An 18066-nucleotide genomic window follows, 5' to 3' on the forward strand; every position below is an offset into this window, starting at 1 on the left:
CGCCGGGCTCAGGGGGCGGCGCGGTACCCGTGGCGGAGGATGTCCCGGGCACCGTCGGCCTGCCGGGTGCCCCCGGGACCCAGCGACCCGAGCCACGCCACCATGGCCGCGCAGCCGACGAGGTCCCGGGCCGTGACCCCGGGACGGGCCACCCCCGCGCGCCGGGCGGCGGCCAGGAACTCCTCGGTCATCGCGATCATCTCCTGGCACGCGAGGCCCAGCGGAGTGGGCGCCGTGTCCCCGAGGGACCCGACGAGGAGACCGGACAGCCCGCGGTAGGCCGCGATGTGCCGTTCCACCTCGCCGAGCCAGGTGTCCAGCCGCTCCGCGACGTCGATGGTCCGGGCGGCCCGCTCGCGGGCCGCGGCGAGGTCGTCGCTCTCGCGGCGCAGGATCTCGGCGAGCAGGCTCTCGCGGTCGGGGAAGTGCCGGTACAGCGTGCCGGGACCCACCCCGGCGTCCCGGGCGACGGCTTCCAGCGACGTGGTGATCCCGTGGCGCCGCACGTGCCGCCGGGCGACCTCGACCAGCAGGTCACGGTTCCTGCGGGCGTCCGCGCGCCGGGGCCGTTCGGTGCTCGCCATCGCCCCTCCCGTCGGACGCGCTCGCACTCCACCGTAGCGGAGGCTCCCTCCGCGTAGGCTGGGCAGCGGGCACCTCCGCTCGACCGCCGACCGGCACCGATCGTTCCCCTCCGGAGCACCAGAGGACCACCATGGCCACATCCGTCCCGCTCTCCCTCCTGGACCTGGCCAGGGTCCGGCCCACCGAGTCCGCCGCCGAGGGCGTCGCCCGCAGCGTGCGTCTCGCGCAGACCGCCGACGGCCTCGGCTACCGCCGGATCTGGATCTCCGAGCACCACAACATGCCGAACCTGGCGTCCTCGGCGACCTCGCTCTACATCCAGCACATCGCCGCCCACACTACGAACGTGCGCGTCGGGGCCGGCGGGATCATGCTGCCCAACCACTCCCCGCTGGTGATCGCCGAGCAGTTCGGGCTGCTCGAGACCCTGTTCCCGGGCCGGATCGACCTCGGTCTGGGCCGCGCGCCCGGGACCGACGGGGCGACCATGCAGGCCCTGCGCCGCGACGCGCGCGCCTCCGAGCACTTCCCGTCGGACATCATCGAGCTCAACGGCTACCTCCGCGGCGAGACGACGGTGCCCGGCGTCCACGCCTTCCCACACGGGAGCGCCGGCGTCCCGCTCTACATCCTCGGTTCCTCGCTCTACGGCGCGCAGCTGGCCGCGCACCTCGGCCTGCCCTACGCCTTCGCGTCCCACTTCGCGCCCGACGACCTCGAGGCCGCGGCACAGGCCTACCGTGCGCGGTTCGACCCGTCGGGTCCGCTCGCCGGCCCGGATGCGACCCCGTACTTCATCGCCGCGGCCAACGTCATCGCCGCCGACGACGCCGACACCGCGGCCGAGCAGTACCGGAAAACCGAGCTGGAGTGGCTGCGCTCCATCCTGGGCCGCGGGCGGGACCTCACCGACGACCAGCTCGCCGTGCTCCGCGACCACCCCCAGGGCCGCCAGGTGCTCGGCATGCTGCGCCGCACCCTCGTCGGGACCGGCCCCGAGGTCGTCGCCGGGCTCGACGCCCTCGCCGAGGAGGTCCGCGCCGACGAGCTGATCGTCGTCAACGCCGCCACCGAGGAGCAGCACCAGCACCGCACCCTCGAGCTCCTCGCCCCCGGCGTCGACCGCCGGAACCGCGACGGGGCCCTCACGGCCGCGGCGGTCTGACGCCGCCCCGCGTCACCGGCCCGGCCCTGTCCGGGATCGCACACGAGCGCGCCGTGGGGGCCTGAGGGCTCTCCGGCGGGCGCGGCCCTGGTGCTGCGCGGCCGGACCGGCACCCGGAGGAGTCCCGCCGTCCTCGAGCGGTGAGCCGAGCCGTGCCGGTCGCACCGGGTGAGCGCCATCACGCGATCGGGGGATGACGAACCCGCCGCGCGGCGTGTCCTACGCGTGAACGATCCGAACCGGCCGGGCCCGCTCGCGGGCACGACCCAGAACCCCGCGTCCCACCAGGCCCCGGCCGCCGCCTCGACGGAGGTGAGCCGCCATGACTCCCGACCTCGACACGCTGCGCCTGCGCACCCTCGGCGTCCCCGGTGTGGCCCGTCTCGCCGATCACCACGACGGCCTCGACCCCTCCCTGCACGCGACCCCGGCCGGGGCGCTGCGGGTCTTCGAGAGGCACGTCGAGGTCGACGTCGTGCTCGCCGCGGGCCACGCGGTCCCGACGACGGCCGCGGCGCTGCGCACGGCCCTCTCCCCCCTCCTCGCGGGACGGGCGGTCCACGTCACGGTGACCGACGTCGAGGCCGACTGACCCCGCCGACCTGCCCGAGAGGTGATGTGTGTGATCGACCCCAATCACGGTGAACACGCCCGGGTCGTCGCGCGGTCGGTCATGGCCAATCTCGAGTCGCTGCAACAGGAGGGTCTCGGGGCCGAGCTCACCGAGGTGAGGAAGATCTGTCGGCTCCTGGACGCGCCCGAGGTCGATCGGGTCTCGCGGGAGGCGCTCGTCCGTCGACTCCGGGAGCTGCTCGGGACCGCCCGCGGTCTGACCGGGCGGACGTTCGTCGGTTGGCTGGACGACATCGACCGCACCTGACGGCCCTGACGGCTCTGACGGCCGGGTGCGCCCGCGGTCAGCGCGGGGACAGCATCGCGAGCGCCTCGGCCGTCGCCTCGCTGTCTGCGGCGGTGTGCGCCGTACTGAGGAACACCCGGCCGTCGGGCATGAACAGGAAGCCCTGCGCCAGCAGCCCCGCCAGGAGTTCGGCCCATCGGCCGCCGGTGCCGTGGAGCCCGGTGCTCCCGTCGGCGGGGACGTACTGGAGCAGCGAGCCGATGCGCCGGAAGCCGCCGCCGGGTCCCGCCAGCGCGTCGCCGACGAGGGAGTGGAAGGTGGCCGAGTTCCGTTCGAGCACCTCGTAGACCTCGGGGTCCGCCAGGACGCGCATGGTGGCCTCGACGGCCGCGAGCGCGACCGGGTTGGCGTTGAACGTCCCGGCGTGGGCCACGCCGGCCGTGACCTGATCGACCAGGTCCGCCCGGCCCACCACGGCGCTCTGGGTGAAACCCCCCGCCATCGCCTTCCCGTAGACCGACAGGTCGGGGAGCAGGCCGTACTTCTCGGCCGCCCCGCCCCGTGCGATCCGGAAGCCGGTGATCACCTCGTCGAGAACGAGGACCACACCGTGTCGGTCGCAGCCGGTCCGGAGCGCGGACAGGAAGTCCGGCGTGGGCGCCTCGACACCGGCGTTGCTCTTGATCGGGTCGACGAGCACCGCCGCGATGTCGCGTTCGACGGACTCCCCCAGGAGACGTTCGGCCAGGGGTACGTCGTTGAAGCGCCCCACGACCAGGTCGTCGAGCACGCCGGCCGACTGCCCCCTACCGGCCGGTCGCGCGGCGCGGTCGCCCTCGTCCTCGGCCATCCCGGCGAGGACGGAGTCCTGCCAGCCGTGGTAGCTCCGCGCGAACTTGAGGACGCGGCGCCGGCCCGTCGCGGCGCGGGCGAGTCGTAGCGCGACCTGCACCGCCTCGGTCCCGGTGTTGCTCCACAGCAGCCGGTCGCCATGGGGTACGGCCTCGAGGACCGCCTCCGCGGCGAGGTACTCGAGCGCGTGGCCGGTGCCGACGACCTGCATCGTCCTCGTGGCCCGGGACACGGCGGACAGCACCCGGGGGTCGCCGTGGCCGAGCACCAGCGGGCCCCAGCCTATGACGTAGTCGACGTACCGGTCGCCGTCCAGGTCCCAGACGTGCGCGCCCCGGGCCTCCCGCACGAACAGCGGGTGGGGACGCGTCGCCGCGCGCAGGCCGGACCCCACGCCGCCGCCGACGCTCCGGCGGGCCCGCTCGAACGCGGCACGCGACGACTCGAGCGCCATGCGACGAGTGCCCTCCTCGGGAACCGGGGCCCTGCACCTCGGCCCGCGAGCCGGACCGTTCCTGCGTGATCAGCCTGGTCCGGCCCGGTGGCGGCGCGACGACGTCGGCCCGGCGGGCAGGAGAACGTCGCGGGTGGGAGCGGTCCGTCCGCCCGCCGTCGCCCCGGCGGGGCCGGGCCGTCGGAGAAACGTCGGGTTCGGCGCCCGTCGGGCCGGGGACTCCCCGCCGCGAGATCGACAGCGGGGAGATCGTGTGACCGAGCGGGTATGTCTGATCACCGGGGCCAGCCGGGGCATCGGGGCGGCGACGGCGCGCGAGCTGGCGGGCCGCGGCTACGCCGTGGTGGTCAACCACCGCGACAGCGCCCCCGCCGCCGACGCCGTCGCCCACGACGTCCGCGCCGCCGGCGGGGACGCCGAGGTGGTGCAGGCCGACGTCACCGACCCGGGCGACGTGACCCGACTCGTCGACACCGCCCAGCAGCGGTGGGGGCGCCTCGACGTCCTGGTGCACAACGCCATGACCCCGTTCCCCGTCACCTCCTTCGCCGACCTGCGCTGGGACCAGCTCGGTACCAAGCTCGACCAGGAGCTGCGCGCGGCGCACCTGCTGACCCACGCGGTGCTGCCGGGGATGACCGACCGCGGCTACGGGCGGCTGGTCTACCTGTCCACCGGCCTGTCCCGACGCCCTCGCACCGGGATGATCGCCCTCGGCGTCGCCAAGGCCGCCCTGGACTCCTTCGTGCGCTACGTCGCCGCCGAGGTCGCCCCCCACAACATCACCGCCAACGTCGTCGCCCCCTCCACCGTCGACGACACCGCGGTCAGCGAACGGCTCCCCGACGAACTCAGGGAACAGCTCGCCGCCGCCACCCCGATGCGCCGCCTCGCCCGACCCGAGGACGTCGCGCGCACCGTGGCCCACTTCGCCGGCGACGACGCCGGCTTCACCACCGGCAGCTGGGCCCCGGTCAACGGCGGCCTGATCATGCCCTGACCCCGCCCGTGCGGGACCGGTCAGCGCACGTCGCGCTCCTCCCGCTCGCGGCGGAGGTCGTCGATCGTCCCGGCGGCGAGGGCCGTCCAGAAGCGCAGCGCCGCGTGTTCCATCTCGAGGCCGAGCTCGAGGGTGATCATGCGTGGCCGGGCCCAGTCCTCGCTCCCGTACCGGGACACCATCTCCTCGTAGACGGCGATCCGCTCCTCGTGCTGGCGGATCTGCTCCTGCGCGAGCTTGGGGACGTCGTCGTCGGGCGAACCCGCCTCGTTGAAGAAGAGCTTGAGCTCGGCGACGTCCCGCATCTCGAAGTGCTCGGGCGTCGGTGCGGCCAGCCACTCCCGGAGGGCGGCCCGGCCGTCCGGGGTGAGCGAGTAGGTCTTGCGCCGTCGGCCGCTGTCCTCGAGGTCGACGGCGAGCAGTCCGGATGCGGCCAGCCGCTCCGGCTCGGAGTACAGCTGCGTGTGCGGGAAGTTCCAGAAGTAGCCGACCGACCGGCTGGTCGCCCGCTTGAGCTCGTACGGGGTGGACGGTCCGCGCAGCGCCACCATGCCCAGGACCAGATACGAGGTGGTCGACAGACGCATCCGGCCCTCTTCGTTGCTCGCGAGATCGGCATCCCGACTCTAGCCAACCCTGCGCTTCCCCTCGTACCGTACGAAACGTATGGTGCGATCCACACCAAGGGAAGGCTGCTCATGGACCTCGCGTCGATGCTCCGCTGGGCCGCCGAACGCCACCCGCACCGCCGGGCGGTGTCCGGACCGGGCCGTCGGCTCACCTACCGGGAGTGGGACGAGCGCACGGAGCGGCTCGCGGCGGCGTTGCGCGCCTGGGGCGTGCGCGCCGGTGACCGCGTCGCGCTCGTGATGCACGGGGGCGAGCAGCTCGCCAGCCTGCACCTGGCCGCGCAGAAGCTCGGCGCCGTCTCGGTGCCCCTGTCGACCCGGTTCGGCGTCGACGAGCTCGCCTACTGCCTCGCCGACGCGGGCGCCGTCATGGTCGTCACCGATCCGGCGCACGCCCCGCGGGTGGAGGCGGCCGCCGGTGAGGTCCCGATCCGCGACGTCGCCGAGGTCGACGCGGCCGCGGCGTCCGTCGCGCCCGCGGGAGCGGTGGGCCCTCCGCCGGAGGAGTCCGCGGTGAGCGTCATGCTCTACACCTCCGGGACCACCGGCCGACCGAAGGGCGTGCCGCGGACGCACCGCGCCGAGCACGCCGCCGCCGTCGCGCACGTGATGCAGACCGGGCAGCGGATGGGCGTCGCCACGCTCGGGGTGATGCCGCTGTTCCACACGATGGGGCTGCGCACGCTCCTCGCCTCGATCACGCTCGGCGGCACGTGGGTCGCACAGCCCGCCTTCGACGCCGACGAGTCGATGGCCCTGATCTGCGACGAGGGGATCGGGTCGCTGTACCTGGTGCCGACGATCTACTGGTCGCTCCTGCGCACGGGTCGCCTCGGGGAGGCGCGCCGGCTGGACAACCTGGCCTACGCCGGGGCGGCGATGACCCCGTCACTGGCCGAGGCCCTGGTCGAGGCGGTGCGGCCGCGCTCGTTCGTCAACCACTTCGGGTCGACCGAGATCTACACCTTCACGATCGGCACGGACGTCGCCGCGAAGCCCGGCTGCGTCGGACGGGCCGGACTGTTCTCCCGCGTGCGCCTGATCGCCCCCACGCCGGGGGCCCCCGTCGACGAGGAGGTCGGGCCCGGCGAGCAGGGACAGGTCATCGTGTCGATGGCCTCGGCCGAGGCGTTCGGTGGCTACTGGAACCGGCCCGACGCGAACGCCAAGGCGATCCGGGACGGCTGGTACCACACCGGCGACCTCGCGATCCTCGACGAGGACGGCGACCTCTGGGTGTCCGGCCGGACCGACGACATGATCAACTCGGGCGGGGAGAACATCTACCCGGACGAGATCGAGGCGGCGCTGATCCGCTGCCCCGCCATCGACGACGTCTGCGTGGTCGGGCTGCCGGACGACCGGTGGGGCCACGCGGTGAGCGCCTTCGTCGTGCCCGCGGCCGGGATCGAGCCGGAGCAGGCCGCCGCCCGCACGCTCGCCCACGCCCGTGAGCACCTCCCGTCGCTCAAGCGGCCCAAGCAGGCGATCGCCGTGGACGCGATCCCACGGTCCGGGGTCGGCAAGACCCTGCGCCGGACGCTGGTCGCCGGCGAGTACACCCCCCGAGGAGAGGCCCGTGCCTGAGATGACCACCGAGACGGCCGCGCCGCGGTGGACGCCGTCCCGTGACGAGGACGCGCCCCTGGTCGCCGGCCGCGGCCGGTTCCTCGACGACCTCGACCCCCTGCCGGGGACGCTGGTGGCCGCGGTGGTGCGCTCCACCCGGCCGCACGCCCGGCTCGTCTCCGTGGACCTCTCGCGGGCCCGCCGCCACCCCGGGGTCGCCGCGGTCATCGGCCCCGACGAGGTGCGGGGTGCACTGCGTCCGTTCCCCCTGTCGACCGGCACGGCGATGCCCTACCTGCCGACCGGGGTCGACAGGGTCCGGTTCGTCGGCGAGCCCATCGCGGTGGTCGTGGCCACCGACCGCTACGTCGCCGAGGACGCCGCCGAGCTCGTCGCGGTGGACTACGAGGACCTGCCCGCCGTCAGCGACGCCCGTTCCGGGCTGGCCGACGATGCCCCGCTGCTGCACCCCGACGCCGGGTCGAACGTCGCCACCGACCGCATCTTCTCCTTCGGCGCGCCGGACGACCGCTTCCGGGCCGCCGCCCACGTGGTGACCCGCCGCTACGAGTTCCCGCGGTACTCCTCGGTGCCGATGGAGTGCTACTCCGTGATCGCGCACTGGACCGAGCAGGACGGCGGGCCCGCCGTCGAGGCCTGGGCGAACTTCCACGGGCCGTTCTCCATGGTGCCCGTGATGGCGGGCGCGCTGGGGATCCCGACGTCGCGGCTGCGCCTCCACGTCCCGGCCGACATCGGCGGCAGCTTCGGGATCAAGGCCGGCATCTACCCCTACGTGGTGCTCCTCGCGCTGGCGTCGAAGCACGCGGGGACGCCGGTGCGCTGGACCGAGGACCGCGTCGAGCACCTCACCGCGAGTTCGTCGGGCGCCGACCGGTCGATGGAGTTCTCGGCCGCGCTCGACGCCGAGGGCACCATCACCGCGCTGCGCGCCGACCTCGTCGACAACGTCGGCGCCTACCTGCGGCCCCCGGAACCGTCGACGCTGTACCGCTGCTTCGGCAACATCACCGGGCCCTACCGGATCGACGCCGTCGGCATCCGGGCCCGGGCCGTCGTCACGAACACGATGCCGACCGGCCTGAACCGCGGCTTCGGTGGCCAGCAGCTGTACTTCGGGCTGGAACGGCTCCTCGACGACATCGCCGTCGAGCTCGGCGTCGACGCCCTCGAGCTGCGTCGTCGCAACCTCATCACCTCCTTCCCGCACGAGACCGCGACCGGCGGCGTCTACGACTCCGGGGACTACGTCGCCGCGCTCGACCTCGCGGTGAAGAACGCCGACCTCCCGGAGCTGGAGAAGCGGCGCGACGAGGCCCGCGCGGCGGGAGCCCTCTACGGCATCGGCACCGCGCTCGTGGTCGACCCGTCCGGCACCAACATCGGCTACGTCGGGCTCGCCACCCCGGCCGAGCAGCGGACCCCCGGACGGGACAAGTCGGGGTCCACCGAGCACGTGCGGATGTCGGTCGACCCCCAGGGCGTCGTCACGGTGATGCTCGGCTCGGTCCCGCAGGGCCAGGGACACGCCACCGTCGCCCGCAAGGTCGCCGCGCAGCGCCTCGGCCTGCCCCTCGACCAGGTCCGCTGCGTGATCGACATGGACACCGCGACCACACCGTGGACGGTCACCTCCGGCAGCTACTCCTCCCGGTTCGCGCCCCTGGTGACCAGCGCCGTCGTCGCGGCGGCCGACACCATCGCCACCACCGTGCGCGCCGCCGCGTCGACGCTGCTCGACGGCGCCGACCCCACCGACCTCGTCCTCGACGGCGGCGAGGTCCGCGCCCCGGACGGCCGCGCGGTGAAGTTCCGGCACGCGGCCGGCGTCGTGCACTGGGACCCCGCCGCGCTCCCCGAGGGCGTCCCGGCACGGCTCTACGCCGAGGCCGAGTTCTCCCCGCGCGAGACCCGGGCCGCCACGGCGGACGACCGGATCAACTCGTCGCTGTGCTACGGCTTCGTCGCCGAGATCGTCGCGGTGCGGATCGATCCGGACACGCTCGAGATCGCGGTCGACCGGGTCTCGTCGGTGCACGACGCCGGCACGGTCCTCGACCGGACGCTGCTTGACGGGCAGGTGTACGGGGCCCTGGTCCACGGGCTCGGCGGCGCCGCCTACGAGGAGTTCACGCACGCACCGTCCGGGCAGCCGACCGCGGCGACGTTCCTGGACTACCTGTGCCCCACGTCGGCCGAAGTGGGCTTCGACCTGCTCACCGACCACGTGGTGTCGCCGTCCCCCCTGACCCCGCTCGGGGCCAAGGGCTGCGGCGAGGGCTCCTCGATGAGCTTCCCCGCCGCCTACGCCAACGCCGTCGCCGACGCCCTCGCGCCCCTCGGCATCGGTGTCTCCTCCCTGCCCCTGCACGGCGAGGTGCTCCACCAGCTGATGCACGATCGAAAGGACGCCTGAGATGCCCCTGACCGGCGGCGACGTCACCCTCGAGCGCGACGGCCACGTCGCCTACGTGACGCTCTCCCACGGCAAGTACACGGTCGTGACGATGCACATGCGCAGGCTGGTGGCCGAACGGTTCGCCGAGATCGACCGGGACCCCGACGTGCGGGTCGTGGTCGTGCGCAGCGACGGCGAGCACTTCACCTCCGGCGGCGACATCGCGGGGTTCATGGAGGTCGACCCGATCGACCTCACCGACCTCGGGCACGACGTCACGGCCGCGTCCCGGAGCCCCAAGCCGGTGATCGCGGCGATCGACGGCTACTGCTTCGGCGTCGGGCTGGAGATGGTGCTGTCCTGCGACATCCGGCTCGGCACCGCCCGCACCCAGTTGGCGTTGCCCGAGATGAACCTCGGCATGATCCCCGGCTCCGGCGGCACCCAACGTCTCGCCCGCCTGATCGGCCTGTCCCGCGCGAAATTCCACATCATGTCCGCCACCCGGATCCAGGCCCAGCAGGCGCTGGACTGGGGGATCCTGTCCGGCGAGCTCCACCCCGACCGCGAGGCGCTCGACGCCGCCGCCGACGCGCTGGCGCAGAAGATGGCCGGCCTCTCCCCCGCCGCGCTGCGCACCGCGAAGGAGGTGCTCGACCGCGGCGTCGACGGGCCGCTCTACACGGGGATCGAGCTGGAGCGGAAGGCCTACTCGATGCTGCGGGCCACCCACGACTTCGCCGAGGGTGTGAAGGCGTTCGGCGAGAAGCGCGCCCCCGTCTTCACCGGGCGGTGACCCGGTGAAGGCAGCTCCGTTCGCCTACGTCCGGCCACCCACGCTCGACGACGTGCTCGCCGAGCTCGCCGACGGCGACGGCAAGGTCCTCGCCGGCGGTCAGTCCCTGGTCCCCGTGCTCGCGATGCGACTGGGCCGGCCCGCCACCCTGGTCGACGTCACCGCCGTACCCGAGCTCACCGAGCACGGCCCGGCCGGGCCGTCCGGGTACCGGGTGGCGGCGGCGGTCCGCCAGCGGGTCGTGGAACACGACCCCGCCGCGCGGGCCGTGCCCCTGATCGCGATGGCCATGCCGTTCGTCGGGCACCGCGAGCTGCGCAGCCGCGGCACGGTGTGCGGCAGTCTCGCCCACGCCGATCCGGCCGCGGAGCTGCCCGCCGTGGCCTCCTGCCTGGACGCGCAGGTCGAGGTGTCCGGGCCCGGCGGGGCACGCACCGTGTCCGCGCGGGACTTCGTGACCGGGGCCATGACCACCGCCGCCGGCCCCGAGGACGTCGTCACCGCGGTCACCTTCCCGACCGCCCGCCCCGGGGACGGGTTCGGGTTCGCCGAGATCGCCCGCCGCCACGGGGACTTCGCCCTCGCCGGCGTGGCCTGCCGGGTGCAGGTGACCGACTCCGGCGCGGTGGACTCCGCCGTCCTCACCGGATTCGGCATCTCCGACCGCGCCGTCACCCGCAACGTCACCGCGCTGCTGGCCACGGGCGAGCGCGAGGCGGACCTCCGGCCCGCCACCACGGAGCTGGCCGCCCAGATCGTCGACACCGGCGGCGACACGCACGGCTCCACCGGCTACCGGCGGCGGCTCCTCGCCGTCCTCGCCGCCCGTGAGCTGTCCCGGGCGCTGCACCGCGCCCGCGAGGGGAGGACCACCACATGACCGCCGCACCCGACTCACCCGCGCGCGCCGACACCGACACCGGCTCCCGCCGCGTCCCCGCCCCGGTGGCGCGGGTCGAGGCCCACGAGACGACCGAGGTGACGTTCACCGTCAACGGCACCCGCACCACCGTCGACGTGCCGCCCCGGGCGCACCTCGCCGACGTGCTGCGCGAGCGGCTGGGGCTCACCGGCACCCACCTCGGCTGCGAGCACGGGGTGTGCGGCATGTGCACCGTGCTCCTCGACGGTGAGGCCGCCCGGGCGTGCCTGCTGTTCGCCGTGCAGTGCGAGGGCGCGGAGATCGTCACCGTGGAGGGCCTCGGCTCCCCCGACGACCAGCACCCCCTGCAGCAGGCGTTCTCCGCCCACCACGCCCTGCAGTGCGGGTTCTGCACCCCGGGGATGCTGATGAGCAGCTACGACCTGCTCGCCAACGAACCGGACACGGCCGCCGAGGACCTGCCCGAGGCGATGTCGGGCGTGCTGTGCCGCTGCACCGGCTACCGCGGCATCCTCGCCGCCGTCTCCGACGTCGCCGGGGCCTATCCCGACGGCGTGCCGGAACCCCGGGGATGCGCGCCGCGGATGCTGGTCGGCCGGTCCTCGGCCGGACGGTCCGGCGACGCCCCGGAGGACGCCGCGACGACGGCCCCGCAGCCCAGCGAGGTGCGGCTGCCCTCCGGACCGCCGTCGGCGGTCGTCGACGTGACCTCGCAGCTGGCCTCACCGGTGGACCGCGTGTGGGCGGTGCTCACCGACTTCGACCTGCTGGCGCGCTGCCTGCCCGGCGCCCAGCTGGTCGAGTCCTACGACGAGGACCGTCACCGCGGGCGGGCCACGATTGCGCTCGGCCCGGTCAAGCTGTCCTTCGAGGGACTCGCCCAGGTCGTCGAGCGGGACCCGGACGCCCACCGGCTCCGCTTCCACGGCCAGGGCAAGGACACCGGCGGCAGCGCGACCGCCGCCGACGTCGTCCTGGCCGCGTCGCCGACCGCGGACGGCGGCACCGAGCTCAGCGCCCACGCCGACGTGCACCTCTCCGGCCGGGTCGCGCAGTTCGGCCGGGCGTTGGCCGGCGACGTGTCCCGCCGCCTGTTCGAGCAGTTCGCCACGGGGGTGGACGAGGCCGCCGAGACCGGCTCGGTCTCGGAGGTCCGGCTGGGCCGCAGGCTGCGCCTCGCCGCCGGGGCGGCCCGCGACGCCGCCGTCGGTGCCGTCCGGCGGGCCGTGCGACGCGTCCGCTCCCGGCGCCGGACCACCGGGTGACACCCGCCGGTCCCCGGCGGCGGACGTCCCGGCGCGGATCGCGCCGGGACGTCAGCGCACGCCGATGACGACGACCGCCAGGTCGTCCCCACGCCGACCGGTGTGACGGCGGGAGGCCGCGAGCAGTCCGTCCGCGAGCTGTTCGGCGTCATCGGTCGCGACGGCGAGCGCGTGCTGGGCGCCGTCCTCCTCGAGCTGCGCGCCGAGCGACCCGTGGTCCTCGGTCAGCCCGTCGGTGTAGAGCACGAGCGACTCGCCCGGCCGGAGCGCGAACGCGTCACCGTCGATGGCGGGCTCCGCCGTGACGCCCAGCGCACGCCCGCCCGGATCGCCGTGACGGCGCCGTCGGGGCCGATCACGAAGCCGGGCGGGTGCCCGGCGCTGCACACCACGACGTCCCACCGCGATGAGCCGCCGGCCGTCGGCGCTCCGCGCTCGAAGCTGGCGTAGGCGATCGTGACGAAGCGGCCGGGCCCGGATCCGTCGTGGCGCAGGACCCGGTGGACGGTGCTGAGCACCGACACCGGGTCCTGGTCGGCGGAGGCGGCGGTGCGCACCGCGGACCGGGCGAGCGACGCGGTCCGCGCCGCACTCGGTCCCCGACCCGCGACGTCGCCGATCACCACCGAGAACCCGTCGTCGTGCAGGAGGACGTCGTAGAAGTCCCCGAGGACCTCGGCCCCCGTCCCACCCGGCTGGAACCGCGTGGCGATCTCGATGCCGGGCACCGTCGGGATCCAGGCCGGCAACAGGACCTGTTGCAGCGTCACCGCGAGGTCCTCCGCCTGGTCGGCGTAGGTGCGCAGCGCGGCGGCGATGCCCCGCAGGCGGACCGTCCGCTCCAGGACCGACGCCAGGTCCCGCAGCCCCGCCACCTCCTCGTCGGTCCACTCGCGGACCTCGCCGTCGATGACGCACAGGTTGCCGAGCACGAACCCCGCCGCGTCGGTGATCGGCTGCCCGATCCACGAGCGCGCGGCCATCAGGGCGAGGCCGGGGAGGTCCCGGGTCCGGTCGTCCTCGCGCACGTCCGGGACGACGACCTCCGTGCCCGTGTCCACCACGAGCTGGCAGGCGGCGTCGCGCGCCGGGAGTCGGCGCGGGCGAGGTCGGGGGTGCCCGGGGGGTCCGACGGGTCCGGACCACCCGGTGATCACCGACGTCCGGTCGTCCACCACGGTGACGAACGCCGTCGGCGCGTCGAGCAGCCGGGCGGCGAGCCGCGCGACCCGGTCGAACGTCCCGTCGGTGTCGTCCCCGTCGTCCTCGAGCAGCCGCGACGCCCGCACCGCCGCCACCCGCTCCGGCGTCTCGATCCCCACGCGGCCACCCGGCGTCGCGGTGCTCGTCGTGCCCGGTCGGCGCCCGACGACGGGAGGCGCACGACGACCGCGGCGCTCCGCGGACGACGGCGCCCGCACGTCGGACTCGGTGGCCACGTCGCCTCACCTCCGACGACCGAGGTTAGGAGGGTCCCTCGTAGCGCCTCAAGACCGTCCGGAACCGGAGCATCTCCCCGGACGCCGGGGTCCCGCCGTCAGGAGCAGCTCCCGACGGCGGGTCGCCGCGCTATTGCACCGCGCTGTACGACGTGCCCATCCGGGCGTTCTCCAGGTCGTACACCGCGTTCGATGTGATCGCCGAGTCGCGGTACATGCCCATCTTCCAGTAGCTGAACTGCGAACTCGTCGTCGACGCGGTGACGACCGTGTCGGTCGACGCCGCGGGCTCCTTGGGCGTGCCCTGGGGCTGGGGAGTGCGGGCCAGCGCCGCCTTCTGGGCCTTGGCCTGCGTGGCGGTCGCCTTCGTCTTCTTCGACGACGGGTAGAGGGTGCCCGCGACCGGGTGGTAGCCGGTGAGGACCTGCGTGCCGTTGAGCCAGGCGTCCACGTAGCCGATGGACGGGTTGCTGGAGAACTTGACGTGCAGCACGAGGTTCGTCGGCGTCACCGTCGCGGCGGGGCCGAGCGTGGTGGTCCAGTACTTGCTGCCGGCCGGGCCGCCGGGGTAGCCGTACCCGCCGTCGAGGATGACGTGGCCGCTCCCGATCTTGATCTCGAGCGGGGGCGAGCCGGTGTCGGCGTTCTTCCACTGCGTCAGGACCTGCCAGCTCGACTCCGCCGTCGGGAACGACGAGGGCAGCGTGAAGGTGTCGCCGAACCAGTACTCGTCACCCTCGACGAAGTTCGCGACGTTCGGTTCGATCTCCGAGCGCGTTCCCCCGGCGGGCACGGTGAAGCGGGCGGCCTGCGACGGGGCGTACACCGTGCTCGTCACGAGCGTCGGTGCGGCGGCGCCGACGTCGTTCCACGGTGTGGACTTGTAGTTCCCGAACCCGGCGTTGGTGAAGTCCGACTGCCACAGCGTCCCGGTGGCGGCGAACGCCGGCCCGGCTCCGAGCAGCAGGGTGCCGACGATGGCGACGAGGCACCGGACGCGCCACGGTGTGCGCACAGTTGTTCCCCTCAGCGGTCGTGGTGGGCCCCCGCAGCCACGCCTGTGATGACGGGCAGTCAACTTAGACGGTGTCAGGCACATGTTGTTAGACCGTTCGAGCGACGTCGTCGTGCGGGGTGCTGTCGGCGGTGTGGTCGCGGCGAGCACGGCGCGAACGGCCTCCAGCCCCTCCGGTGGGGGACGACCGGCGTCCGGCCGACGTCGACCACCGGTCACCGCGCCGGACGCGCCGAACTCCCGGCCCGCGCGTCGATCACTGGCTGGACTCCAAACGAAATAACATTGTCGCGGAACGAAACCCGCTCGCGGCCGGGCCGTGGAGGGCGGTGGGGGCGTCGGTGCCCCAAGGCGCCGACGGGGNGGGGGTGGAGGCATCAGCGACCCGCACCCGCCACGTCCGGCCACCCTGCGCCGGGCGATCGCGTTCATCGAATCGAACCCCGGACGCGCCGTCACCGTCGCCGACGTCGCCGCCGCCGCCTTCGTAACCCCGCGGGCGGTACAACTGGCGTTCCGGCGCCATCTCGACACCACCCCGATGCGCTACCTGCAGACGGTCCGGCTGGAGCGCGCCCACCACGACCTGATCGCCGCCGACCCCCGGCGCACGACGGTCTCCGAGATCGCCACCCGGTGGGGTTTCGGGAGCCTGTCGCGGTTCGCGGCGGCCTACCGCGCCATGCACGGGGTGCCGCCGAGCCACACCCTGGGCGGACGCCGCCGGTGAGCCGGTCGCGGCGCGAGAGGATGAGCGGGGCGGCTCGACGGGCGTTTCGCTGTGCGACCCTGGGCGTCGACCATCCTTCGCTTGGCGAGCAGACGATTCGGCTGCCGTCCGGGAAGCTGGGTACCCGGGGTCCATCCGAGGGACCGCTCCACCCGGTCCGGGACACCGGGTCGCTGGACGCCACGGGCGTCCAGGGACCGGACGGCCACCGGAAACCGCCGGCCCCTCCGATGTCCGACCGCCCTTCCCGTTCCCGGAGTGCCGCATGTCCCTCGGCCCCTCGTCGTCCTCGTCGTCCCGCCGGCTCGTCGCCGGGCTGTCCGCGTCCTGGACGTCGATGACGCGGTTCGGCGGCTCCGACCCGGCGGGCACCATCTCGATCGCGGGGGACGCCGGGTCGGGGTTCTCCTCCCGCGTCGAGAACCGGTTCGGCGTTGGCTTCGCGATCGCCACGCTCGCGAGCCGCGGTCGACTGGACTACGACACCTCCGTCACGCTCCGCGAGCAGGGCACCCTCGCCCTGAACGACGCCCACGGCGGGGAGCTGTCGCTGCACAGCCGCCGGCACGACGTCGTCAACCGGGGCGGGCTGCTCCTCGCCCCGCCCGACGAGAGCTACCGCGCGACCACGATGGACCTGCGCAGCACCACGACGACGCTCGACCTCGCGAACCTCGCGGCCTACGCCGCCGAGCACTGCCCCATCGCCCCCGACGCGCTGCGCTTCCACCAGCTCGTGCCGCGGAGCCCGGCGTTGGCGCGCGCCCTCTCGGGAGCCGTGGCGCACGCCTGGAACGACGTGCTCGCGGTCCCCGGGGTGGCCGACAACCCGATCATCCTCACGGCCACCTTCCGGCTGATCGCCGCCGCGACGCTCTCCGCGTTCCCCAACACCGCCCACGACGCGCTGACCGATCCCACCTCCGGCGAGGACACCGGCCACGTGCCCGAGAGCCGCGTCCGCCGCGCGCTGGACTTCATCGACGCGTACGCCGACCACCCGATCACCCCGACGGACTGGGCCGACGCGGCCGACGTCCCGGCGCCCGCACTGGGCCGGGCCATCCGTCGCGCGAGTGGCCACCCCACCGCCGTCGAGCTGTGGCGCGCCCGGCTCCGCGGCGCCCGGGACGACCTGCTCGCCGCCGACCCCGGAGCGGGCGCCGTCGTGGCCGCGACCGCGATCCGCTGGGGCTTCCTGCGCCCGGGCACCTTCGCCACCGCGTACGCCCGGACCGTCGGCGAGACCCCCGAGGACACGCTGTTCCGCTGAACCCCGCGACCAGGACGACGGGTGGACCGCCCGGGGGAGCTCCGATCAGGCCTCGACCGTGAGCACGATCTTCCCCTGCAGGTGGCCCTCCGCGGCGTGGGCGTGGGCCGCGGCGGCCGCCGCGAGCGGGAACGTGCGGTCGATCGCGACGCGCAGCACGCCCTCGTCGAACAGCTCCGCGAGCCGGGCCAGTTGCGTGCCGTCGGCGCGTACCTGGGTGGCCGACGTGGTGACGCCCGCCGCCGCCACCTCGTCCGGGTCGTACTCGGCGACGTAGACGGGGAACAGCGCGCCGCCCGGCCTGAGGGTGCGCAGGAACCGCCCGCTCGCGGCGCCGCCGACGACGTCGACGACCAGGTCGGCGCCCGACACGGCCTCCTCGGGACGCTGCACCGTGTAGTCGACGAACTCGTCGACACCCAGGTCGCGCAGGAACGCCTCGTGCCGGCCCGACGCGATCGCGACGACGCGCGCGCCCCGCCACCTCGCGAGCTGCACCACGAGGTGCCCCACTCCCCCCGCCGCACCGTTGACCACCACGGTCGTCCCCGGACCGAGGGGCACCGGGACGTGCGGGCTCTCCTGGAACGGGTTGGGGTGGTCGTGCCCGACCTCGACGAGGAACTGCCAGGCCGTCAGACCCGCCATGGGGATCGCCGCCGCACGGCCGTGGTCGAGACTCGCGGGCTTCCGGGCCAGGTCCGTGACGGGGGCGGTCACGTACTCGGCGTACGCGGCCGCGGTCATGGGCTCGGGGAAGCGCAGGAGACCGAACACCTCGTCGCCCACGACGAACTCCGTGACGCCGTCGGCGACCGCCTCGACGACGCCGGAGACGTCCGTGCCGAGCGTCATGGGCAGTTCCATGGGCGGGCGCAGGTACGCCGGCACCTCGGGCATCCCCGCCCGCAGGTACCAGTCGGGGGGATTGACCCCCACCGCGTGGACCCGGACCAGCACCTCGCCCGGCCCCGGCGTCGGCACCGGCACCGGCTCGGCGTGCAGCACCTCCGGGCCGCCGAACCCGTGCTGGCGGACGGCCGTCATGGTCGTCGTGGTCGTCGACATGTCCCCACCTCGTCCTCGACTCACCCCGTGGAAACGGAGCGGTGCTCAGCTTATTCGGAGCAGTG

16 protein-coding genes and 1 pseudogene are annotated in these 18066 nt (G+C 74.4%); 11 read left to right on the forward strand and 6 right to left on the reverse strand.

The window, feature by feature from the left end; all coding sequences use genetic code 11:
• Window positions 1-8: 8 nt before the first annotated feature.
• Entirely contained in the window at window positions 9-584 is a 576-nt protein-coding gene (locus tag A3CO_RS33650; protein WP_018334312.1) for a TetR/AcrR family transcriptional regulator, read from the reverse strand.
• A gap of 131 nt (window positions 585-715) precedes the next feature.
• Between A3CO_RS33650 and A3CO_RS0121495 the strand changes: the two genes are divergently transcribed.
• The 3 genes from A3CO_RS0121495 (at window position 716) to A3CO_RS0121505 (ending at window position 2630) form a co-directional block, all read left to right on the forward strand.
• On the forward strand, window positions 716-1750 hold the full coding sequence (locus A3CO_RS0121495) for an LLM class flavin-dependent oxidoreductase (protein WP_018334313.1): 1035 nt from the start codon (window positions 716-718) through the stop codon (window positions 1748-1750).
• Window positions 1751-2072: 322 nt separating this feature from the next.
• Entirely contained in the window at window positions 2073-2342 is a 270-nt protein-coding gene (locus A3CO_RS33655; protein WP_018334314.1) for a hypothetical protein, read from the forward strand.
• 30 nt (window positions 2343-2372) lie between these two features.
• Window positions 2373-2630, forward strand: a complete 258-nt coding sequence (locus tag A3CO_RS0121505) for a hypothetical protein (protein WP_018334315.1) — start codon at window positions 2373-2375, stop codon at window positions 2628-2630.
• A gap of 37 nt (window positions 2631-2667) precedes the next feature.
• On the opposite strand, the gene A3CO_RS0121510 is transcribed toward A3CO_RS0121505, so the two are convergent.
• On the reverse strand, window positions 2668-3915 hold the full coding sequence (locus A3CO_RS0121510) for an aspartate aminotransferase family protein (protein ID WP_018334316.1): 1248 nt from the start codon (window positions 3913-3915) through the stop codon (window positions 2668-2670).
• Between the two features lie 253 nt (window positions 3916-4168).
• On the opposite strand from A3CO_RS0121510, the gene A3CO_RS0121515 reads away from it, so the two are divergent.
• Complete coding sequence (locus A3CO_RS0121515; RefSeq protein ID WP_018334317.1) at window positions 4169-4915, forward strand: SDR family NAD(P)-dependent oxidoreductase; 747 nt, start codon at window positions 4169-4171, stop codon at window positions 4913-4915.
• A 20-nt stretch (window positions 4916-4935) separates the two neighbouring features.
• On the opposite strand, the gene A3CO_RS0121520 is transcribed toward A3CO_RS0121515, so the two are convergent.
• The gene (locus A3CO_RS0121520) at window positions 4936-5502 is read right to left on the reverse strand and encodes a PadR family transcriptional regulator (RefSeq protein WP_018334318.1); all 567 of its coding nucleotides are present in this window, start codon (window positions 5500-5502) and stop codon (window positions 4936-4938) included.
• A 111-nt stretch (window positions 5503-5613) separates the two neighbouring features.
• On the opposite strand from A3CO_RS0121520, the gene A3CO_RS0121525 reads away from it, so the two are divergent.
• Genes A3CO_RS0121525 through A3CO_RS0121545 form a run of 5 tightly spaced genes read left to right on the forward strand, consistent with a single transcriptional unit; the run spans window position 5614 to window position 12476 of the window.
• Window positions 5614-7131, forward strand: coding sequence for a class I adenylate-forming enzyme family protein (locus A3CO_RS0121525; RefSeq protein WP_018334319.1), 1518 nt, complete (start codon window positions 5614-5616; stop codon window positions 7129-7131).
• 1 nt (window position 7132) lies between these two features.
• Window positions 7133-9550, forward strand: coding sequence for a xanthine dehydrogenase family protein molybdopterin-binding subunit (locus A3CO_RS0121530; protein ID WP_018334320.1), 2418 nt, complete (start codon window positions 7133-7135; stop codon window positions 9548-9550).
• A gap of 1 nt (window position 9551) precedes the next feature.
• Window positions 9552-10328 (forward strand): enoyl-CoA hydratase/isomerase family protein, encoded by a 777-nt coding sequence (locus A3CO_RS0121535; protein WP_018334321.1) that lies wholly within the window; start codon window positions 9552-9554, stop codon window positions 10326-10328.
• A gap of 4 nt (window positions 10329-10332) precedes the next feature.
• Window positions 10333-11208: an FAD binding domain-containing protein gene (locus tag A3CO_RS0121540; RefSeq protein WP_018334322.1), complete on the forward strand. Its 876-nt coding sequence runs from the start codon at window positions 10333-10335 to the stop codon at window positions 11206-11208.
• On the forward strand, window positions 11205-12476 hold the full coding sequence (locus tag A3CO_RS0121545; RefSeq protein WP_018334323.1) for a xanthine dehydrogenase family Fe-S subunit: 1272 nt from the start codon (window positions 11205-11207) through the stop codon (window positions 12474-12476). The genes A3CO_RS0121540 and A3CO_RS0121545 overlap by 4 nt, the downstream gene beginning before the upstream one ends.
• Before the next feature lie 51 nt (window positions 12477-12527).
• On the opposite strand, the pseudogene A3CO_RS0121555 reads toward A3CO_RS0121545, so the two are convergent.
• Together A3CO_RS0121555 and A3CO_RS0121560 are read right to left on the reverse strand one after the other, a co-directional pair.
• Window positions 12528-13915, reverse strand: a pseudogene (locus tag A3CO_RS0121555) (PP2C family protein-serine/threonine phosphatase).
• Between the two features lie 130 nt (window positions 13916-14045).
• The gene (locus A3CO_RS0121560) at window positions 14046-14930 is read right to left on the reverse strand and encodes a heparin lyase I family protein (RefSeq protein WP_018334325.1); all 885 of its coding nucleotides are present in this window, start codon (window positions 14928-14930) and stop codon (window positions 14046-14048) included.
• Window positions 14931-15249: 319 nt separating this feature from the next.
• Between A3CO_RS0121560 and A3CO_RS0121565 the strand changes: the two genes are divergently transcribed.
• Together A3CO_RS0121565 and A3CO_RS36195 are read left to right on the forward strand one after the other, a co-directional pair.
• On the forward strand, window positions 15250-15660 hold the full coding sequence (locus tag A3CO_RS0121565) for a helix-turn-helix domain-containing protein (protein ID WP_018334326.1): 411 nt from the start codon (window positions 15250-15252) through the stop codon (window positions 15658-15660).
• Window positions 15661-15925: 265 nt separating this feature from the next.
• Window positions 15926-16933, forward strand: coding sequence for a helix-turn-helix domain-containing protein (locus A3CO_RS36195; protein WP_018334327.1), 1008 nt, complete (start codon window positions 15926-15928; stop codon window positions 16931-16933).
• Window positions 16934-16978: 45 nt separating this feature from the next.
• On the opposite strand, the gene A3CO_RS0121575 is transcribed toward A3CO_RS36195, so the two are convergent.
• A complete protein-coding gene (locus A3CO_RS0121575; RefSeq protein WP_018334328.1) occupies window positions 16979-18001 on the reverse strand; it encodes an NADP-dependent oxidoreductase in 1023 nt (340 codons plus the stop codon).
• Window positions 18002-18066: the final 65 nt, after the last annotated feature.

It is taken from the genome of Actinomycetospora chiangmaiensis DSM 45062 (assembly GCF_000379625.1).
Classification (GTDB): domain Bacteria; phylum Actinomycetota; class Actinomycetes; order Mycobacteriales; family Pseudonocardiaceae; genus Actinomycetospora; species Actinomycetospora chiangmaiensis.